Raw genomic sequence first — 19,298 nt, 5'->3', positions numbered from 1 at the left:
TAATGCTTTTTTGTTGAAAGTACGTCACACAAAAAATTAGATAATTTTTTGATAATTAAAATACAATATTAGTGCTTGTGTAATTGTGTGCAATGTTGTATTCTCCCCTATGTTGAATTTTATATATTTTTTTATTGTGGAGGAAAGAAAAATGTCGATTTTAATCGCTTTAGTGCCTGCTCTGGCCTGGGGGTCAGTCGGTATTGTCACGACTAAAGCTGGTGGAACCGCTGCCCAGGGAATTATGGGAATGACAATTGGTGCGCTAATTTTAGGATTTGGTACACTATTTGCATTTGTTATTCCAAGTGCCGGGGCCGACTATGCTTTTAATGCAAGGATTTGGGTTGTTGGTTTCGTATCGGGATTAGTTTGGGCTATTGGTCAAGTTGGTCAATTAATTGGCTTTAAGAAGTTAGGCGTATCAATTGGTAATCCATTGTCAACTTCTGGTCAAATTATTGGTAATGCTTTGATGGCTGCTGCCGTTTTAGGGGAATGGCATACTGGCCGGATGTGGTTCTTTGGGATCTTGTCAATTGCATTGGTAACAGTGGGTGCTTTATTTACAACAGTCAGTGATAAAAATGCGCCAAAAGATTTGAATCCAGAACGTGATTTTAAGGGTGGTATAACAGCAGTCATTATATCAACACTTGGATTCATGGCCTATTTTGTTATTCCTAACTTGTTGAACAAGTGGGGTTACATTTCAAATGCCATTCATAATCAAAACAATGGTTTGGACTATATGACTGCCATTGTGGCACCACAGTCACTTGGACAAATTTTAGGTGCAATCCTAATTGTCATCTTTTTCTTTAAAGAGACTGGTGATATGTTTAAGTCAGGTACATGGCGTCAAGTGATTACTGGTTTGGTTTGGGCACTAGGAAATGTGTTCATGTTTATCTCAACGGGTAATCCTCATGTTGGTCAAGCAACAGCAACAACGTTGTCACAAACTGGTATTATCGTCGGAACGTTTGGTGCCATCTTTATTTTGAAAGAGAAAAAAACAAAACGTCAAATGGGCTTCATCCTTGTGGGTGCCATTATGGTTGTTATTGGAGCTATCTTAATTTCTAAGTTAGCAGAGTTATAATATAAAACAAAATAAATAAGCGTGAGACAACAGGTTTCAATCCTTTGTCTCACGCTTATTTATTTTGTCTTAAATCAAGCAGAAATTTTACGCCCATGAATAAAATAGTAAAGCACAATACCAATGAGAGCAATCACGGCCATTATCAAGAACAGATTTTGATAATCAAGCATTGGTTGGATAAAACCAATGATAGAAGGACCAAAACCTAGTGAAAATTCGTAACAAATGAAATAAGTAGCAGTTGTTTGTGTTAAACGATCAGCGGGTACCATTTGGGTTGTTGTTGACTGAACAGCTGATTGAAAATTACCAAAACCTAAACCGATTAAAATAGCAGCCAATAACATCATCCAACCATTAGTCATTTTGCCTAAAACAAATAGTCCAATGGCTAAAATAATTAAGGCTGGATAAATGACGTAATTTTCATTTTTATGATCCATTAGTCGACCAACGACTGGTCGTGAAATAAGAATGGCAAAAGCATAAACTAGGAAGAAATATGAGGCAAATGTAACCAAATGGAGATCACTAGCATAGAAGTCTAATTCAGATTGTAAGGCAGCGTAGCCAAATGTGACAAATCCCAGGGTTAGTGAAATTCCTAGGACCTTTGGTTCAATTAATGTCCGTAAACTAAAATTCGTTTTTGCTGGTGCAGACTTAATGATAACTTTGTTGGCATCAATTAGGAATGAAGCAATCAATGCGATGAGACCAGTGAAAAATTCTAGCCAAAATAAGATGGTATATGAATAATGTTGTTCAATTAATAAAGCAAAAAATGGGCCAAAAGCGGTGCCAAGAATAGTTGCTAGTGAAAAGTAAGCTATGCCTTCAGCGCGTCGTTCATGAGGAATAACATTAACAACGGCAGTATTGGTGACTGTACCAGTTAAACCCACGGCTAATCCTTGAATAAAACGAATCAATAGTAGATAAAGTACACCACCGTGATATTGGTAAGCTAATAAGATGGGAACCAAAATAACCATACTAATAATGGTCAATTTTTTTGCACTGAACCTGGCAGTCATCACACCAGCGCTAAAACGAGCAATCATTGTACCAATAATCGTCATACCAGTGATGAGACCAGCCATTGTTGCGCTAACATGATATGTATGTACTGCATACGGACCAATAATGACAAAGAGACTATAAAAGGTCATCATACTTAAAATTTGAATAATGAATAATTGAATAAAAGTAGCATTAAAAATGCTAGGGGAATCTTGATTTGACGTCATACGACACCTGTCTTTCTAAAAAAATAACCTAAATAAGTATACATTGCTTGTCAAATTATTCTTTGCGAGTGCAGAAAATAAGGATATAATGTTAGTTATGAAATTTAAAAGTTATTTCGTGCATTTTTTGTAAGTAAAGCATAAAATAAAAGTACGAGAAGAGAAACCAACAAGTTAAGGAGAATATATTATGGCAGTTGTCACTGAGAATACAGCCGATATGACCGAAGTATGTGAAAATAAGTTATGCGATAAGTTTATCGCAACGTTTGATATACTTGGGCGTAAATGGAATGGCATGATTATTGAAACATTACTGATCAATGGCCCAGTTCGTTTTAAGGATCTCGCACAATCTGTTTCAAAATGTTCAGATCGTGTGTTAGTTGAAAGATTGAAGGAACTTGAAGGGGCTGATATTGTTGAGCGTCGTACTTATGATGATTCTTCATTAATTGAATATGCCTTAACCACACGTGGTGAGTCAATGCGTGATATGATGACAGCAATTCATGAGTGGTCAGACAAATGGCAATGTACCGACAAATAGAAACTTGCTAATTTAAAATAAAATTTGTACAATGGAGCAAGAAACAATGAATGACCTAGTAAGTATCCGCTTAAGTTTAGCGAGCAGGAAGTGGTGAAAGCCTGCCTTTTAGGATATTGAATTTCAGTCAGGAGTTCGTCAATAAAAAGTTGATGCGGTTTATCACCGTTAACAGATAACCGAGGGTAGTCTGTCTAAGACTACTGAATTTTTGGGTGGTACCACGTTAATGAGCGTCCCTTCGATAATGATTATCGAAGGGACTTTTTATTTAAAAAGTTTATTAGTAAAAGGAGAAGAAACATGAGTTTACAAGATGAGCTCACGACATTGCGCGATGAAGCATTAGGTCAGATTAATGCTGCTGCCGATGTTAAGGCATTAAATCAGGTACGAGTACATTGGTTAGGAAAAAAGGGACCATTGACTGAAGTACTTCGTGGCATGAAAGATTTGGCACCAGAAGAACGACCAGTAATCGGTGCATTAGCCAATGATGTCCGTGATACTTTAAATGCTGCCATTAGTGAACGTCAAACACATTTAGAAGCTATTGCTCTTGATGCACAATTGGCTGTAGAGACGATTGATGTCACATTACCTGGTCGTGCAGTTAAGCAAGGACAACCACATGTCTTACAGCAAATTATTGAAAGCTTAGAAGACCAGTTTATTGGGATGGGTTATCAGGTGATTGAAGGACCAGAGGTTGAAGAAGATCAATATAATTTTGAGCGCATGAATTTGCCAAAAGATCATCCAGCACGTGATATGCAAGATACGTTTTATATCACACCCGATATCTTGATGCGCACGCAAACTTCACCAGTGCAAGCGCGCACAATGGAAGCACATGATTTTAGTAAGGGACCATTAAAGATGGTTTCACCAGGCCGTGTTTATCGTCGTGATACTGATGATGCAACGCACTCACATCAATTCCACCAAATGGAAGGACTGGTGATTGATAAGCATATTACGATGGGTGATTTAAAAGGAACTTTATTAGCAGTCGCTCACAATTTATTTGGTGAAGCGCATGATATTCGTTTACGTCCATCGTACTTTCCGTTTACGGAACCATCTGTAGAAGTTGATATTTCATGGAATGCGGTGACACCAGATATGGCACCAGAAGATATTGAATGGATTGAAGTTCTAGGCGCTGGTATGGTTCATCCAAATGTTTTGCGTAAGTCTGGTATTGATCCAGACGTTTACGGTGGTTTTGCCTTTGGATTAGGACCTGATCGTTTCGCCATGTTGAAGTATGGCGTTGAAGACATTCGTAATTTCTATTTGAACGATGTTCGTTTCTTAACGCAATTTGATCAGAAAGGATAAAACAAAATGAAAGTTTCAGTAAATTGGTTACGTGATTATTTGCCAATTGCATTACCTGCAGCACAGTTAGCAGAAAAAATTTCGCGTACGGCTGTTGAAGTTGAGGGACAATATCAACCAAAAGGCAATATGAAGAAAATTGTCATTGCAAAAGTGTTGTCTGTTGTGCCACATCCTGATTCTGATCATATGGTGATTACACAATTAGATGCAGGTGAAGATGAACCAATCCAAGTTGTGACTGGCGCACCAAATGTGGCTGAAGGTCAAACGGTTATTTTGGCAAAACATGGCTCAATTATTGGTGACAACAAAAAAATTCGTAAAGGCAAGTTACGTGGTGAAGTTTCTAATGGTATGTTAGCAGCTTTGCAAGAGCTTGGCTTTGAAGATAAAGTTGCACCAAAAGATTTTGAAGACGGTATTTGGGTATTTAACGACGTTGATGCAGCTGAGTTACAACCGGGTGAAGATGCATTAGCTGTTTTAGGTTTGGATGATGATATTTTAGAAACGGGTATTACACCTAATCGTGCAGATTTGTTCTCAATGAACGGGACTGCTTGGGAAGTTGCAGCTATTCTCTCTGAAGAGCCAACATTACCAACATTTGAGCTACATGAAACGACGGAAGCAACCAGTGACATTATCCAAGTGACGGCACCTGCGGAGTTAGCATCGAAGTATGCTGTACGTGTGGTCAAAAATGTCACGGTGAAAGATTCACCATTGTGGTTGCAACGTCGTTTATGGACAATGGGGATTCGACCTATTTCAAATATTGTCGATATTACAAATTACATGTTATTAATGTATGGTCAGCCAATGCATGCTTTTAACTTGAATGCATTACCACAGCCAGAGGTACATGTTCGTCGTGCTCATGACAAGGAAGTTATCAAAACTTTGGATGGGGTTACCCGCGAAGCTTCTGCTGAAGATATTGTGATTGCTTCAGGAGATGAAGCGTTGATGTTTGCTGGTGTGATGGGTGGTGAATCAACAGAAGTGACTGCTGAAACAACCGATATTGTATTAGAAGGTGCAATCTTTGAGCCAAAGTCAATTCGTCACACGGCTCGTGACCAAAACTTACATTCAGAAGCATCGATGCGTTTTGAACGTGGCGTTAATGTTGAGGATACATTTACAGCACTTGACCATGCAGCTGCTTTGGTAGCTGAATTAGCTGGTGGTCAAGTTACTACGGGACGAGTTGTTGCACAGGACTTTGACTATGAAGCACCTGTTGTTCAGGTAAGTGTGGCGCATGTCAATCATGTGCTTGGTACAAACATCACGACAGCAGAGATTGCAGCTATTTTTGATCGTTTATTCTTTGATTACGAAGAAACAGACGGTTTATTTTCAGTAACTATTCCAGCACGTCGTTGGGATATTACGATTCCTGCTGATTTGATTGAAGAAATTGCTCGTCTATATGGTTATGATAATTTACCAGCAACATTACCAGTTGGTGAAATGACACCAGGTAAATTAACAGCTAAGCAACGTCTTGTACGAGCAAGCCGACACGCTTTGGAAGGGCTTGGCTTGAACCAGGCCATTTCATATGTGTTGACAACGCCAGAAAAGGCAAATCGTTTTAAATTACATGATGGCGAACCTGTTCAATTAGACTATCCAATGTCACAAGATCATCAACAAACTCGTAGTAGTTTGTTGACTGGTTTATTAGATGATGTTGCCTATAACGTGGCACGTAAGCAAACCAATGTGGCTTTATATGAGCAAGGACGAGTTTTTGTTTCAGATGGTGATTTAACGAAACAACCACAAGAAGTTGAGCACTTGGCAGGCGTATTAACTGGTAATATTACTGAGCGGACATGGAATCAAAAAGCACAAGTAGCAGATTTCTATGCGTTAAAAGGTATTGTGGAACAATTGTTGGTTAATTATGATTTTGTAGAGCCTGTACATTTTGTAGCGAATACAATACGTGACGATATGCACCCAGGTCAGACAGCAGATGTTTATGTTGGCAACACCATTATTGGTTTTGTTGGTCAAATTCATCCATTAATTGCAAAAGAATATCGGATTAATCAGACATTTGGATTTGAATTAGATTTAGACGCAATGATCGCTTTGCCAAAGCATCAGGGACGTTACGAAGCCATTTCACGTTATCCAGCAGTCTCACGTGATTTAGCGATCTTAGTCAATCGTGATGTTGCTGCATCAAGCATTGAAGAGGCTATCCAACAAGCAGGTGGTAAATATCTGCATGATATTGTTATCTTTGATGTTTATACAGGTGACAATGTTCCAAATGATATGAAATCAGTGGCATTTGGGTTGACTTTTATAAACCCTGAACAAACGATGTTAGATGATGAAACAAATCAACTTGTTGATTATATTGCTGGTGCATTAGCAGAGCAATTTGGTGCAGAAATTCGTTAAGATTAATTAAAAAAACGATTAAATAGTCGTTATTACTGATATACTCAAAGTAATAGCGACTATTTTCGTTATGGATTAAAGATAAGTCTAGGAGAAATAAGTATGAAAAACGGTCATAGCGTAAGAAGGAAAAGGCGCAACCGGCGAGGAAAAGGGCGGTTATTAGTGATCGTTATTATTTTGATAGCCATTATTGTTGGTGGCATTAGCTTTGTTACTAGCTATCAGGATAAGCGCGATTATTCTGCTTTAAATAGCCAAGACAAGAAAAATAAACAGGTTAAAATTAAAGAAGGTGCGGAAACTGATGAAATTGCAGATAAATTAGATTCTGCTAAGGTTTTACGATCAAAAAAGGCTTTTATGCATTACTTGTCATCGCACCATATTTCTAATTTAAAATCAGGATATTATCTATTTTCACCCTCTGATACAGTTGGCGAAATTGTGAAGACGCTTCGTCAAGGTGGTGCATCATCACCATTAAATAACCAAGATACAGTGACGGTTCGTGAAGGTGAAACCATTGACGATATTGCGACTGAAGTTGGTCAAAAGACGAAATTTACACGTGCTGAGTTTTTGAAGGCAGTTAATGATAAAGCATTTTTTAATCGTTTAAAAGCTGCGTACCCAGGATTACTTGACTCAGAAGCTTCAAGTAAGCAAGTGAAAGATATTCGTTATCGATTAGAAGGTTATTTGTATCCAGCGACCTATAATTGGAAGGATACTAATAATGCACGTGAGTTAGTTAACCAGATGGTTGCGCAATCTTATGCACAATTAAAAGATAAGTTTACAGCTATCAAGGATGCTGGTCTGACGGTTCATGAGACACTCACATTAGCTTCGTTGGTCGAACGAGAAGGTATCGATCAAGATAGTCGTCGAACGATTGCAGGCGTTTTCCTCAATCGTATTGACGACAATATGCCATTGCAATCCGACATTGCCACAAAGTATGCCTTGAAGACAAATAAAACGAATTTGTCTAATAAAGATGTTCAGAGTACAAATCCTTATAACTTATATAAATACTCAGGCTATGGACCAGGACCATTTAATAACCCATCAGCTGAATCTATCGAAGCGGTATTGAATCCAAAAGACCGTGATAAGAAGTATTTGTACTTTGTTGCTAATTTGAAAACTGGTAAGGTTTACTATTCAGCAACATACGACCAACATCTTGGTAAGTCTGGTGATTTAGAAGACACGAATAATGCAGTTGGTAGTAGTGCAGACAATAGTAATTAATTGATTGGTCATATGTTATGCGATATTAGCTCTAACATGTGGCTTTTTTATTGGACAAACGATGACTTCTAAAGGAGGTATCATGCAATCAGCATTGGAAACGTTAAGACAATCATTCGGCTATGATAATTTTCGTGAAGGTCAGGCGGAAATTATTGCAGCTGTGCTAGCTGGTGAACGAACGTTAGGCATTATGCCAACCGGGGGTGGCAAGTCAATTACCTATCAAGTGCCAGCATTAATGTTGCCAGGTATTACAGTTGTGATATCACCGTTAATTTCGCTTATGAAAAATCAAGTTGATGAATTAACTGCTAATGGCATTGATGCGGTTACTTTGAACTCTACACAAGACGAAGTGGCATATCATCATGCGATAAATCATCTACTGAACGGACAAGCAAAATTATTGTATTTAGCACCGGAACGTTTAAAAAGTGAAAGAACCTATGCCTTATTAAATCGTTTAGATATTTCATTGGTTGTAATCGATGAAGTGCATGTCTTATCACAATGGGGTCATGATTTTCGTCCAAGTTATTTAGAGGTGGTTCATCTAATCAATAATTTCGTTTCTGCGCCCCGAATGATGGCATTAACTGCAACGGCAACGAAGCGTGTGCAAAATGATTTAGTTGAACGACTAGCCATTGATCATACCGTTCGTACGAGTGTTGTCCGTGATAATTTGACGATTCGTTTAGAAACAGGGCTGAAAAAGAAAGAAAAAGATGATTATATAACACATTATTTGCAAAATCATTTGACAGATGCAGGGATTATCTATGTACCCACGCGCAAATTAGTCACGAGTTTAACTGATCATTTAAGACGTCAACATTTGTCAGTTGTTGGTTATCATGCAGGTATGACTGATGAAGAACGAGTGCAGTCACAGGATGATTTTTTGTTTGACCGCGCAAACGTTGTTGTGGCAACAAATGCTTTTGGCATGGGCATTAATAAATCCAACGTACGTTTTGTCATTCATTATAGTATTCCTGGATCGATTGAGGCATATTATCAAGAAATTGGGCGTGCCGGTCGTGATAATTTACCAGCGGAAGCCATTTTACTATATGCTGCGGCAGATTTGCAGACGCAACGGTTTTTCATTGAAAATAGTGACAATCAAACACCAGAGTATCAGCGTTTACAGAAAAATAAGTTACAAGAAATGGCAAATTACGGGGCAACCACGGTTTGTCTGCAACAGTATATTACGCGTTATTTTGGCGAAGAAACTTTACCATGTGGTCATTGTACAAATTGTTTAGATGAACAGTCGGCAGTTGATATCACGACAGATGCACAGAAAGTTTTAAGTCATGTGGTGAGAATGCGGAACGCACGTCATAATCAAGATGCCTTTGGTAAAATGGTGACAGCTGATACTTTACGGGGACATGTTCCTGAAAAATTTAAATGGGCGCATTTTGACGAATTAACAACGTTTGGCTTAATGCAGGGTGTGCCTCGCGTACGAATCGCATCACTTATTGATTTTTTATTGGCAGCAGGTTATTTACAGATTACAGGTGAATATCGAGGCTTAATTGTTTCAAAAACAGGATTACAAGTTTTACAAGGTAAGCATCGGGTTTTAAGACGACAAACCGTGCAATCAATAACAGAACGAGTGGCAACAGATTCACCACTAACACAAGATGATTTAACTGATGAAGAGAAAGTCATATTTGCTAAGTTGCGGCAATGGCGTTTGGCATTATCTAAAAAGACAGAAGTGCCATCTTTTATCATTTTTAATGATCGAACATTAGTTGATTTAGCACGACAACAACCCACGACAATACCTGCATTACTTCATATTTCAGGTATTGGACAGGCGAAGGCAGACAAGTATGGTCAAGAAGTGTTAAGTGTCATTTCGCAAGTAAAAAAAGAATGATTTTTATTTGATTAGATAACAATTTGAGATCATTTATTGTGACAGATTCAATAGAGGTTGGGACAAAAGAAAATGTTCCAACCTCTTTTTGCTAAAATTGTTTGAATTATAAGCCTGTCATTTTTATAGCATAAACGCGTTCACAAAGACTGGATTCTCAATGTAACGGATTTGCCCGCTTCACGGCCTGACGACCGCAAAACGGCCAAACGACGTTACACACCGAATCCAGAGCGTCTTTGTTCTCGCTCTCGATAAACGCGTTCACAAAGACTGGATTCTCAATGTAACGGATTTGCCCGCTTCACGGCCTGACGACCGCAAAACGGCCAAATGACGTTACACACCGAATCCAGAGCGTCTTTATTCTCGCTCTCTTTGTTGTCTATCACTAAATGAATAACCTAACAATTTCACTGAGTATTCTTTTACTATGTATTTAATTTTAGATTAACTTTTATTTAACTTATTCCTATTAAATCTCTTTTAGAATAAGACTATTCAATTAGGAGGTAAAAAATATTATTGTTTTAAATAGTGCACTGACAACATTTTTGTAGAATTTGGTGATCGTGCTTATAAAACAAATACTAGTGAGCATTAAGTTATTCTTAAGTAATATTATTTTATTTAGACTCACAAAAATAAGAGGTGAAATTTGTGAAAGTAAAAATAAATCATCGGGTTGATTGGTACTTTGTAGCAATTTTAGTACTTAGTGCCTTTCTATACGGTTGGGGAATTTGGGATGCTGGTAGTGCCAATAGTTATTATACGGCTGCTATTACATCAATGACGAAAAGTTGGTCAAATTTCTGGTACGGCGCTTTTGATCCAGCTGGTTTTATCACCGTTGATAAGCCACCTGTCGCTTTATGGTTTATGGCGATTTCAGCTAAAATTTTTGGTGTTCATGGCTGGTCAGTCGTGTTACCCAGTGTTTTTGCTGGTATTGGGTCAGTTTGGTTAATGTATAAACTGATTATACCAAAATTTGGTGTCTGGCCAGGACGTGTTGCAGCGTTAATTATGACATTGACACCGACAGTTGTTGCCAATAGTCGAACAAATAACATGGATGCCATTTTGGTATTTTTCCTACTATTAGCTATTTTTGTTTTACAAAAGGCGGTTAGCAAGAAAAATATTTGGTTAGTATTATTGAGTTTTGGTTTAGTTGGTGTTGGCTTTAATATCAAGATGTTACAAGCATTTATGATTTTACCAGCGATGTTAATTTATTATTGGATTGCAATAAAAATACTCTGGAAAAAGAAAGTTGCTTGGTTGTTAGCTGCAGTTGCTTCGCTAATGATATTTACGTTAGCCTATCCAGGTGCTGTTGATTCAGTTAACAAGACAAGTCGACCATATATCGGTAGTTCACAAAAAAATTCTTTGTTAGAATTAGCATTTGGTTATAACGGTACGGAGAGATTATTAGGCCAATCAACTGGTACTGGCGGTGCTTTTCCAGGTATGGGCAATACAAAAAAGGGTGCTGGTAAAGGCATGACTGCTCCTAAAGCCAAAGGTAAACAGCCTAATGGGAAAACGAGGATGGGTAAACCTAGTGGTCAGGTGAAAGCAGGTCAAGCAACGGGTGCCGGCGCTGGTAAGCAACCAAGTCGTAAAGGCATGACTGGTAAGGCTACCAAAAATCGGATGCCAAATAAAAAGACCGGTACGAAAATGGCGAAAAATCAAAGGCCAGGTGGTCAAAAAATGGCTGGTAAAATGGGACAAGGTCAAGGCGGTGGTAATAGTGCCTTTGCTATCGGTACAGCTGGACCATTTAGACTGTTCCAGTCAGATCTTGGCTCACAAATTGGCTGGTACTTGCCATTAGCTATTATTGGTTTGTTAGCAGGATTATTTGGTTTCAAGCGTCGTGGTAGCAAGTGGTATCAGATATCAGATGAACAACAGGATGTCATTTTGTGGGCTAGTTGGTTTGTGCCCGTTTATGGTTTCTTCTCAGTTGCAAGTTTCTTCCACCCTTATTACACGATTATGTTAGCACCAGCCATCGCTGCTTTGACAGCAATTGGTGTCGGTGCTGTGATGAAACTGGCAAAAGAAGATGGTCGAAAGCCATTCATTGCCCGAATTTTAATTAGTTTGGCGATTGTGACGACTGTTGTGCTACAAGCTTATTATGCTTGGTCATATTACCCAATCATTAGTATTATCTTAATCATTGTGGCGATATTGCTAGCAATTTGGTGGCTATTACCGCAACAGAAGTATCAGATAGTTAAAATTATTTTATCATGCATTAGTATACTGACCTTAGCTGGCTGGTGGTCATTAACGCCAACCTTAGCGCATGATTCGTCTGCGATTCCAGCTGCTGGTCCGTCATTACTTAGCCAAATGGGTGGCGGTAATAGTATGGGTGGCGAAGCTGACACGCAGCTACTTAGCTACACAGAAAAGCATCAAGGTAGTGCAAAGTACTTATTTGCAACAACCGATTCTAATTCAGCATCTGGATATATTATTAAATCTGGTAAGGCGGTAATGGCAATTGGTGGTTATAACGGTACTGATCCAACGATGACATTGTCAGAATTTAAGCAATTAGTGAAGTCGGGTCAATTGAAGTACTTTGTGATGGGAAATAGTAATAAAGCAACAAGTGGTCAAATTGGTAAGATTTTGACTTGGGTGAAGAAGCACGGTACGACTGTCAAATATTCGACGACGTCAACCAGTGCAACACGAAAGACAAAGTCACCGATGCAATCAATGGGCATGCAGTCACAAAATGCAACCCTATATGATTTGTCGACGATTTATCAATAAGAAAGGAGATCAATCATATGTCATCAGGAAAAATAAAACCAAGATTAGGCTTGGTGTTGCCAGCATATAATGAACAAGAAGTTCTACCAACAACATTGGCAAAATTACATGATATCAAATTAGATTTAATTAAAAATAATCTTATTAGTTTAGATAGTTTTATTCTTGTTGTAGATGATGGTTCCGATGATGAGACTTGGCATATTCTACAACAACAAGAGTTAACACATGCAGAATTAATCAGTGTGAAACTTTCCCGAAATTGTGGTCATCAACCGGCACTTCTAGCAGGAATGACTGAAGCAGTGAAGTTAGCAGATATTATCATTACCTTGGATGCGGATTTGCAAGATAGTCCCGATGTTATTAAGAATATGATTCTGAAATATAATGAAGGTAATGAAATTGTTTATGGTGTACGTTCAAGTCGAACTGAAGATACTTGGTTTAAACGAAATACAGCCTTGGTTTTTTATAAAATAGCAGCCTTGTTAGGTGTTGAAATGATACCTAACCACGCTGATTTTCGATTAATGAGTCACATTGCTGTTCAAGAACTGCTTAAAATGCCAGAGCGAAATGTTTTTTTGAGAGCAATGGTGCCGCTAGTTGGCTACCAGTCAGCGCAAGTATTTTATGAACGACATGAACGCCAAGCGGGGACATCAAAGTATCCATTGAAGAAGATGCTTAGTTTTGCAATTGATGGTATTACGAGTTTCAGTGTTGAACCGATTCGTTTATTGTTCGGTATTGGGACAGTTATTTTAAGTATTGCTGGTATTGAAATTGTGTATACTTTATTTGCTAAATTGCTAGGTAATGCAGAAGCTGGTTGGTCATCATTAATGATTTCAATTTGGTTGCTTGGTGGTATTAATATCACCGCAGTTTCGGTTGTTGGTGTTTATATTGGCAAAATATTTACCGAAGTGAAGCATCGACCACTATTCCATATTGAAGATGAGACAGGTACCTTTGTAAAAAAAAGGAAGCGGGTCAGCTAACAACTCATGTCAGCACGTTAGATGATTGACATGACATAAGTAAGTTATAAAAAAGTGGCGAAAGAAATGTATATACATTTCTTTCGCCACTTTCTTACGTTAATTAAGCGACTTCAACAGATAAGATCTTGACATCCATGTTAAAGCCGTTTGGTAAAGTAACAGATACAGTTTCGCCAACTTTATGACCAATTAAAGCGGCCGCAATCGGTGATTCATTTGAAATTTTACCCTCTGATGGATTGGCTTCCACGGCACCGACAATGCTGTATGATTCAGGTTCTTCATCAGGTAATTCCTGGAAGGTGACCTTCTTACCAACCGCAACTTCATCGGCTGCTATTTCTGATGAATCAATTATCTCAGCATTATCGAGCATGTTTTGTAAAGTCTTGATACGACCTTCGACGAATGCTTGCTCATCTTTTGCTGAAGCATATTCAGAGTTTTCTGATAAATCACCAAAGCTACGTGCTAATTGAATGCGACCAGTAATTTCAGCACGTGTTTCCGTGATTAATGTGTTTAATTCCTCTTCGATTTTGGCTTTTCCCTCGAGAGTCATTGGAAATGTTTTTTCTTCAGCCATGACAATGTTCTCCTGTACATGTAATAATATTTGTTCAAAATAATGGTTATCCCCAAAGTTTCAAGATTTACATTACCACGCGGTGTGGTGTGTGTAAAGAGTTTTCGAGATTTTAAAATAATGTATGACGTCTTTTTTTACTTTCTGACCATTTCAAGCCAATGATGACGAGCAAAATACCCAGTGAAATAATTAGACCAATTTTGACAAATGGTGTTTTGAATTTAAACGTTACCTGATGTTTACCAGGCGTTAGTGGCACACCAATAAAGAATTTACCAATGGTTACCGTATTCGCAATGTGACCATCAACTGATACTTGCCAACCAGCTGATTTTGGAATAGTTGTTACCATTAGACTATCCTTTTTTGGTATTGTAATCGTTCCTGATATCTTAGTTGGTGACTGATGTGATAACTTGTATGGATGTTGTTGCAATTGCTTTGCTTGTTGATTAATGAGTTGCCTATTCGCCTGATACAATGACACATTCTGCAACCAGACGTCTTTTTTCTTGAGTGTGAATGTGAGTTCTTGTGGTTGACCCTTAGTGTAAGCTGGCAAAGGGACAATAATCGTATGACGATGGCTCGGAATTGCTGGTAATGTTTGACCATTCAATTGGATGGTCAGATTATCATTTGTAACAGCGTTACCTAATGTTAAATAATAAGGATTATTTGACGTCGGTATGTAAGTTAGTGTGAGAGATGCATCCATATCGGGTTGGTCTTTCTCTAAGTAGGCACCTGTAATTGTCGTGGGTGCTTGAAGATTACTAACATTGGATTTTGAAAAATTAACGCTGGTAAAGATAGGTTTCTGATTGTAGCCAATTAAACTTTCCCATAAAACATTTTGGTTGCGTAAGGGATCGTTTTCTTTAAATGTCACATTACGACTATTTGCGTTTGCTGCAAAACCAATTGGCAGTGCATTTGGATTTTGAGATAGCACCACTTGTTGGGTTTGCTTAACTAAACGGTACGTGCCATTAGTATCAGAACGTGAGTAAGTTTGCATATTTGTTGGTGTACCACTCACGGTTGGTTCAGTACCTGTTGGTTGTAGCAAATAGCGCATTCCCAATAGCGCGTCTGTCACAAGTGTCCCGCTCGAATATGAAATATAGTTGTCACCTTCAGGCTGACCAAGTGCCGCCATTAGATCACTTTGTTGATGTTCGAGTGCGGAACTAAAAGTAGAGGCGCCGTGATAATTGCCTTGTAGCGGATCCCCTTTTGTCCGTTGAAATGATTGGGCAACACGATAGAAGTCATGGTCACTTTGCGGTAAATGATGAGTGATTTTATTCAAACTGCGAATATAAGTTTGATATTCCGTATTAGTCAAATAACTAAAATTATTGAGTGTCCAGATAGTACTTGTCGTCATTTCACCAATCACAATAAGCGTTACAATTGGTAACCAGAATTTTAACTTAGCAGGAATGATATGCAATAACAATAAAATGATGAAGAAACCACCACCAATATACAACTGACCGGTCGTTAAGAAATTTAACTTGTCAATTCGTTCAAAGAGGTAGATAAATACGCCACCAGCCAAAATGAGTAGGCTCAGAAATTGCCACCAAGAAAGCCGTAAATAAGGCGACCACACAGAAGCAATGATCCAAAGTACCCAAAAACTAAATAAATATGAAAAACGATAAGGATACCAAACTGGAAATTGAAAACCATGCCATAGTAAGTTTAACGGTGCGTACATCATTGAGACAACCAAAAAGGCTGTAATAATAAAAGCAGTTAATCGTGTTTGCCAGCGAATATTAGTGTAAGTAAAAAAGAACCATAAAATAATAATTGGTAGGCTACCAATAAAAATATTTGGTAGTCCAGTGGGCATTTGTTCAAAGTTAAATGTGCCTAGGAACAATTTACCTAAAATATCAGCAGGTTGATAATCAAATTTCCAGCTGAGATTATTTAACATGTGCTGACCTTTACTATTCATTAAGGTGAACGCAGTGGGCAACCAAACAACGGTCGCTAAGCCAATACTGATGATGCCACCAGTCACAAAACGACGCAGCATAGTCAAACGCTCTTGCCAACGATAAGACTGCCAAGTTAAACGCCAAATGAAGTAAAGAATTAGAAAGAGACCAATCATGTAAGCCATGTAGTAGTTAATGATAATAACGGCAGTTAACGCTACCACAAATGGCCAACTTTTTTCATGCGTTAGATAAAATTCTAAACCAGTTACAATCAAGGGTAATAAAATGGCAGCATCTAACCAAAGTAAATTTAAATCATTTGCAACAAACCATCCCATCATTGCATATGACACTGCAAAAAGTGGTAAGCGCCAACCAAGTTGCCAGTGCATTTTACGAATGGCAAAAGCAAAACTCCAACCAGCTAAACCATACTTTAAAACGGTTAGTAACAGAATCGCTGCAGGCAGATGGACATTTGAAAATGGTAATAGCAGAAAGTTCGTTGGACTCAATAAGTAGTAAGCCCAGTCTCCGTATGTTTCACCACCTAGACCCTTTGAAAAATCGTAAAAAATACGTAAAGGGTCGTGTAAAATTGTTTGGCGAAATCCAGCAAAAAAATCAATATATTGTTGTCCAAGATCGACGGTCAAAATAGAGCTCGACCCAAAAGGAGCCATGTGACGACTAGCAAAATAAATCAGCATAATCATTGCTGGTAATAGAAAACTTATCCATAATGCTTTGGTTGAAGTACGCCACTTGAAGGGATTAAAATTTGTGATCATAAAATTATTCTCCAAGTTATTTCAATTACTACTATTAAAACACAAAACAACAGTATGCTCGACCGTGATTTAAATCGCTTGAAAAATTTTTAATTAGTAAATGAGTTGATTAAGGCATCAGTACTCTGTTTTATGCTACAATGAGTAGATTAGAGTATGAAGGAAAGGGTTTAGATTTATGCGATCTCCTAAGCGTCATGGTAACCGACGGAAAATCAAAAAAGGTTCAATGTCAAGGATACCAGTTCGGCTAAATGTTTTAATGGGTATTGTGATTTTAATGCTAGTGTTATTAGGGTGGCGATTAGTTAATTTACAAATTACAGATAGTGCCAAATATAAAACAGAGGTAACAAGCTCTGAATCCAGTGTTGAAAAAACCAATGTGCAACGTGGCTTGATTTATGATAGTACAGGTAAAGTATTGGTGACAAATAAGGGTTCACAGGCAATTACTTATACAAAACCGAAAACAATCACCAATAAACAAATGTATAATATTGCCAATCATGTTGGTCAATATTTGAAAGTTGATACAGATCAACTTTCAGATGCAAACTTTGCGTTGTATTATATTCAATCAACGAAACGTGCTGAAAAGATTGCTAAGAAGATTGGTACTAGTGCAGCACCAGGTACGGATGCCTATGTGAATGTTTTAACGAAATATGTTGTAAAGCATCGTGATCAGTTAACTTTAAGTGCTTCACAAAAAAATAAAGCGATGATTTTTCAAAAAATGGCGAATGCTTATGCTTTGTCAACTGTCTATTTAAAAGAGAGTGATGTGTCACAAGCTGAAATTGCCAATATTGGTGAACGCCAGTCTAAGATGCCCGGTGTTCGAGTTGGTATCTATTACACACGTGATTATCCAGGTGGTCAGGATATCAAAGCCTTAGTTGGTGCAACGTCAACTTCAAAAAGTGGATTACCTTCTGACTCAGTGAATGAGTTGTTAACGAAAGGTTATTCACGAGATGATATTGTGGGAACATCATATTTAGAGAAACAATATGAGGATACTTTAAAAGGATCAAAGGGCCAAGTTAAAGTCACAACGAACAAAAATGGTAAAACAACTGAACACACACTTTATGCTGGTCAAGCTGGTGGTAATTTGAACTTAACGATCAATAATAAGTTTCAAAGTGATGTTGAGCAGATTTTGAAAGATAATATTCCTAGTGGTTATACAACCGGCGCTTATGCTGTTGTTTTGAATCCGAAAACGGGTGGTGTTTATGCGACTTCTGGAATCAATCGTGATTCATCGACCGGTACGTTGACCGCAGATGCTTTGTCAACTGTTAACCAGGCTAACGTTGTTGGATCTGTTGTTAAGCCAGCGACGATTACGACCGGATTGATGAATAATGTGATTACACCACAAAATAACACTTTAACAGACCAACCAATCAAGATTGCTGGTACATCAGCAAAAACATCATGGTGGAATCAAAATGGTAGTGGTAACATGGCTTTGACTGCAGATAAAGCTTTGATGATGTCATCTAACACGTATGTTATGCAAGTCATGTTGAAACTAGGTGGCTTGAATTATTATGAAGGCATGTCATTAGCAGCGCTGCCAACAAGTGTTTTTCAAACGATGCGTGACGGCTTTTCTCGCTTTGGGTTAGGTGTTAAAACGGGTATTGATCTGCCAGGTGAAATTACTGGTATTAAAGGATCAACATCACGGTCAGATATTGGTAAAGCATTAGATGAGTCGTTCGGTCAATATGATACGTATACAACGATGCAACTTGCCCAGTATGCAGCCACTGTTGCTAATGGGGGTTACCGTGTTCGACCACATATTGTTGAATCAATTACTACACGTGATCGGAATAATCATAAGGTGACGACGACTATTCCAACTGAAGTAATGGGAACCGTTAATTGGACAGCAGCACAACGCCAATTAATTTGGGATGGTATGAACGAAGTTGTTCACAGTAGTTCAAGTTATGCGACTGGAACTGGCTTAAAAGATGTTAAACCAGCTGTCTCGGCAAAAACAGGTACTGCAGAGACATTTACAGATGGTCAATCAACTGTGACAAGTTCTTTGATTTCTTTTGTTCCAAATTCGGATGTCGCAATGGCTGTTGTCGTACCTGGTGTATCACAAGCTAATGAAAATGTTAATCAAAAGATTGCAAAAGCCATCTATACTGCATATTGGAAAGATGTACAGGATTCGGGTTCTGCAACAAAATAGTTTATAATGAAAGCACTAAATGAATCCAATTTGAAAAAGGGTGACATTTAGTGCTTTTACT

The 19,298-nt window shown here is 38.1% G+C and carries 12 protein-coding genes and 1 other annotated feature; of the genes, 9 read left to right on the top strand and 3 right to left on the bottom strand.

Annotated features, from left to right (window positions below; genetic code table 11):
• Positions 1–151: 151 nt before the first annotated feature.
• Positions 152–1,105 (top strand): GRP family sugar transporter, encoded by a 954-nt coding sequence (locus ACSKY2_RS04880; RefSeq protein ID WP_489876977.1) that lies wholly within the window; start codon positions 152–154, stop codon positions 1,103–1,105.
• Positions 1,106–1,179: 74 nt separating this feature from the next.
• Here ACSKY2_RS04880 and ACSKY2_RS04875 read toward each other — a convergent pair whose 3' ends face one another.
• Positions 1,180–2,358 (bottom strand): MFS transporter, encoded by a 1,179-nt coding sequence (locus tag ACSKY2_RS04875; RefSeq protein WP_489876976.1) that lies wholly within the window; start codon positions 2,356–2,358, stop codon positions 1,180–1,182.
• A gap of 190 nt (positions 2,359–2,548) precedes the next feature.
• On the opposite strand from ACSKY2_RS04875, the gene ACSKY2_RS04870 reads away from it, so the two are divergent.
• The 7 genes from ACSKY2_RS04870 to ACSKY2_RS04840 all read left to right on the top strand — a co-directional run bounded on the left by ACSKY2_RS04870 (position 2,549) and on the right by ACSKY2_RS04840 (position 13,666).
• Entirely contained in the window at positions 2,549–2,908 is a 360-nt protein-coding gene (locus ACSKY2_RS04870) for a winged helix-turn-helix transcriptional regulator (RefSeq protein WP_489876975.1), read from the top strand.
• Positions 2,909–2,945: 37 nt separating this feature from the next.
• Positions 2,946–3,152 (top strand) — a binding site (T-box leader).
• 59 nt (positions 3,153–3,211) lie between these two features.
• Entirely contained in the window at positions 3,212–4,252 is a 1,041-nt protein-coding gene (gene pheS, locus ACSKY2_RS04865; protein WP_489840858.1) for a phenylalanine--tRNA ligase subunit alpha, read from the top strand.
• 6 nt (positions 4,253–4,258) lie between these two features.
• The gene (gene pheT, locus ACSKY2_RS04860; protein ID WP_489876974.1) at positions 4,259–6,682 is read left to right on the top strand and encodes a phenylalanine--tRNA ligase subunit beta; all 2,424 of its coding nucleotides are present in this window, start codon (positions 4,259–4,261) and stop codon (positions 6,680–6,682) included.
• A 102-nt stretch (positions 6,683–6,784) separates the two neighbouring features.
• Entirely contained in the window at positions 6,785–7,942 is a 1,158-nt protein-coding gene (gene mltG / locus ACSKY2_RS04855; RefSeq protein ID WP_489876973.1) for an endolytic transglycosylase MltG, read from the top strand.
• 82 nt (positions 7,943–8,024) lie between these two features.
• Positions 8,025–9,851 carry a DNA helicase RecQ gene (gene recQ, locus ACSKY2_RS04850; RefSeq protein WP_489876972.1) on the top strand — a complete coding sequence of 609 codons (1,827 nt, stop codon included), beginning with the start codon at positions 8,025–8,027 and terminating at the stop codon, positions 9,849–9,851.
• Positions 9,852–10,511: 660 nt separating this feature from the next.
• Positions 10,512–12,659 carry an ArnT family glycosyltransferase gene (locus tag ACSKY2_RS04845; RefSeq protein ID WP_489876971.1) on the top strand — a complete coding sequence of 716 codons (2,148 nt, stop codon included), beginning with the start codon at positions 10,512–10,514 and terminating at the stop codon, positions 12,657–12,659.
• Between the two features lie 17 nt (positions 12,660–12,676).
• A complete protein-coding gene (locus ACSKY2_RS04840) occupies positions 12,677–13,666 on the top strand; it encodes a glycosyltransferase family 2 protein (RefSeq protein ID WP_489876970.1) in 990 nt (329 codons plus the stop codon).
• A 103-nt stretch (positions 13,667–13,769) separates the two neighbouring features.
• Here ACSKY2_RS04840 and greA read toward each other — a convergent pair whose 3' ends face one another.
• Together greA and ACSKY2_RS04830 are read right to left on the bottom strand one after the other, a co-directional pair.
• Positions 13,770–14,255, bottom strand: a complete 486-nt coding sequence (greA, locus tag ACSKY2_RS04835) for a transcription elongation factor GreA (RefSeq protein WP_489840864.1) — start codon at positions 14,253–14,255, stop codon at positions 13,770–13,772.
• Between the two features lie 112 nt (positions 14,256–14,367).
• On the bottom strand, positions 14,368–17,010 hold the full coding sequence (locus ACSKY2_RS04830) for a YfhO family protein (RefSeq protein WP_489876969.1): 2,643 nt from the start codon (positions 17,008–17,010) through the stop codon (positions 14,368–14,370).
• A 178-nt stretch (positions 17,011–17,188) separates the two neighbouring features.
• Here ACSKY2_RS04830 and ACSKY2_RS04825 point away from each other — a divergent pair, with 178 nt between their 5' ends.
• Entirely contained in the window at positions 17,189–19,237 is a 2,049-nt protein-coding gene (locus ACSKY2_RS04825; RefSeq protein ID WP_489876968.1) for a peptidoglycan D,D-transpeptidase FtsI family protein, read from the top strand.
• The last annotated feature ends 61 nt before the right edge of the window (positions 19,238–19,298 follow it).

This window comes from Weissella sp. ESL1156 (genome assembly GCF_058505625.1).
This window is presented reverse-complemented; position numbering and strand designations above follow the sequence as displayed.

Coding starts and splice junctions, on each gene's coding strand:
- ACSKY2_RS04880 (WP_489876977.1), top strand. CDS start 152: ATGTCGATTTTAATCGCTTTAGTGCCTGCTCTGGCCTGGGGGTCAGTC.
- ACSKY2_RS04875 (WP_489876976.1), bottom strand. CDS start 2,358: ATGACGTCAAATCAAGATTCCCCTAGCATTTTTAATGCTACTTTTATT.
- ACSKY2_RS04870 (WP_489876975.1), top strand. CDS start 2,549: ATGGCAGTTGTCACTGAGAATACAGCCGATATGACCGAAGTATGTGAA.
- pheS (WP_489840858.1), top strand. CDS start 3,212: ATGAGTTTACAAGATGAGCTCACGACATTGCGCGATGAAGCATTAGGT.
- pheT (WP_489876974.1), top strand. CDS start 4,259: ATGAAAGTTTCAGTAAATTGGTTACGTGATTATTTGCCAATTGCATTA.
- mltG (WP_489876973.1), top strand. CDS start 6,785: ATGAAAAACGGTCATAGCGTAAGAAGGAAAAGGCGCAACCGGCGAGGA.
- recQ (WP_489876972.1), top strand. CDS start 8,025: ATGCAATCAGCATTGGAAACGTTAAGACAATCATTCGGCTATGATAAT.
- ACSKY2_RS04840 (WP_489876970.1), top strand. CDS start 12,677: ATGTCATCAGGAAAAATAAAACCAAGATTAGGCTTGGTGTTGCCAGCA.
- greA (WP_489840864.1), bottom strand. CDS start 14,255: ATGGCTGAAGAAAAAACATTTCCAATGACTCTCGAGGGAAAAGCCAAA.
- ACSKY2_RS04830 (WP_489876969.1), bottom strand. CDS start 17,010: ATGATCACAAATTTTAATCCCTTCAAGTGGCGTACTTCAACCAAAGCA.
- ACSKY2_RS04825 (WP_489876968.1), top strand. CDS start 17,189: ATGCGATCTCCTAAGCGTCATGGTAACCGACGGAAAATCAAAAAAGGT.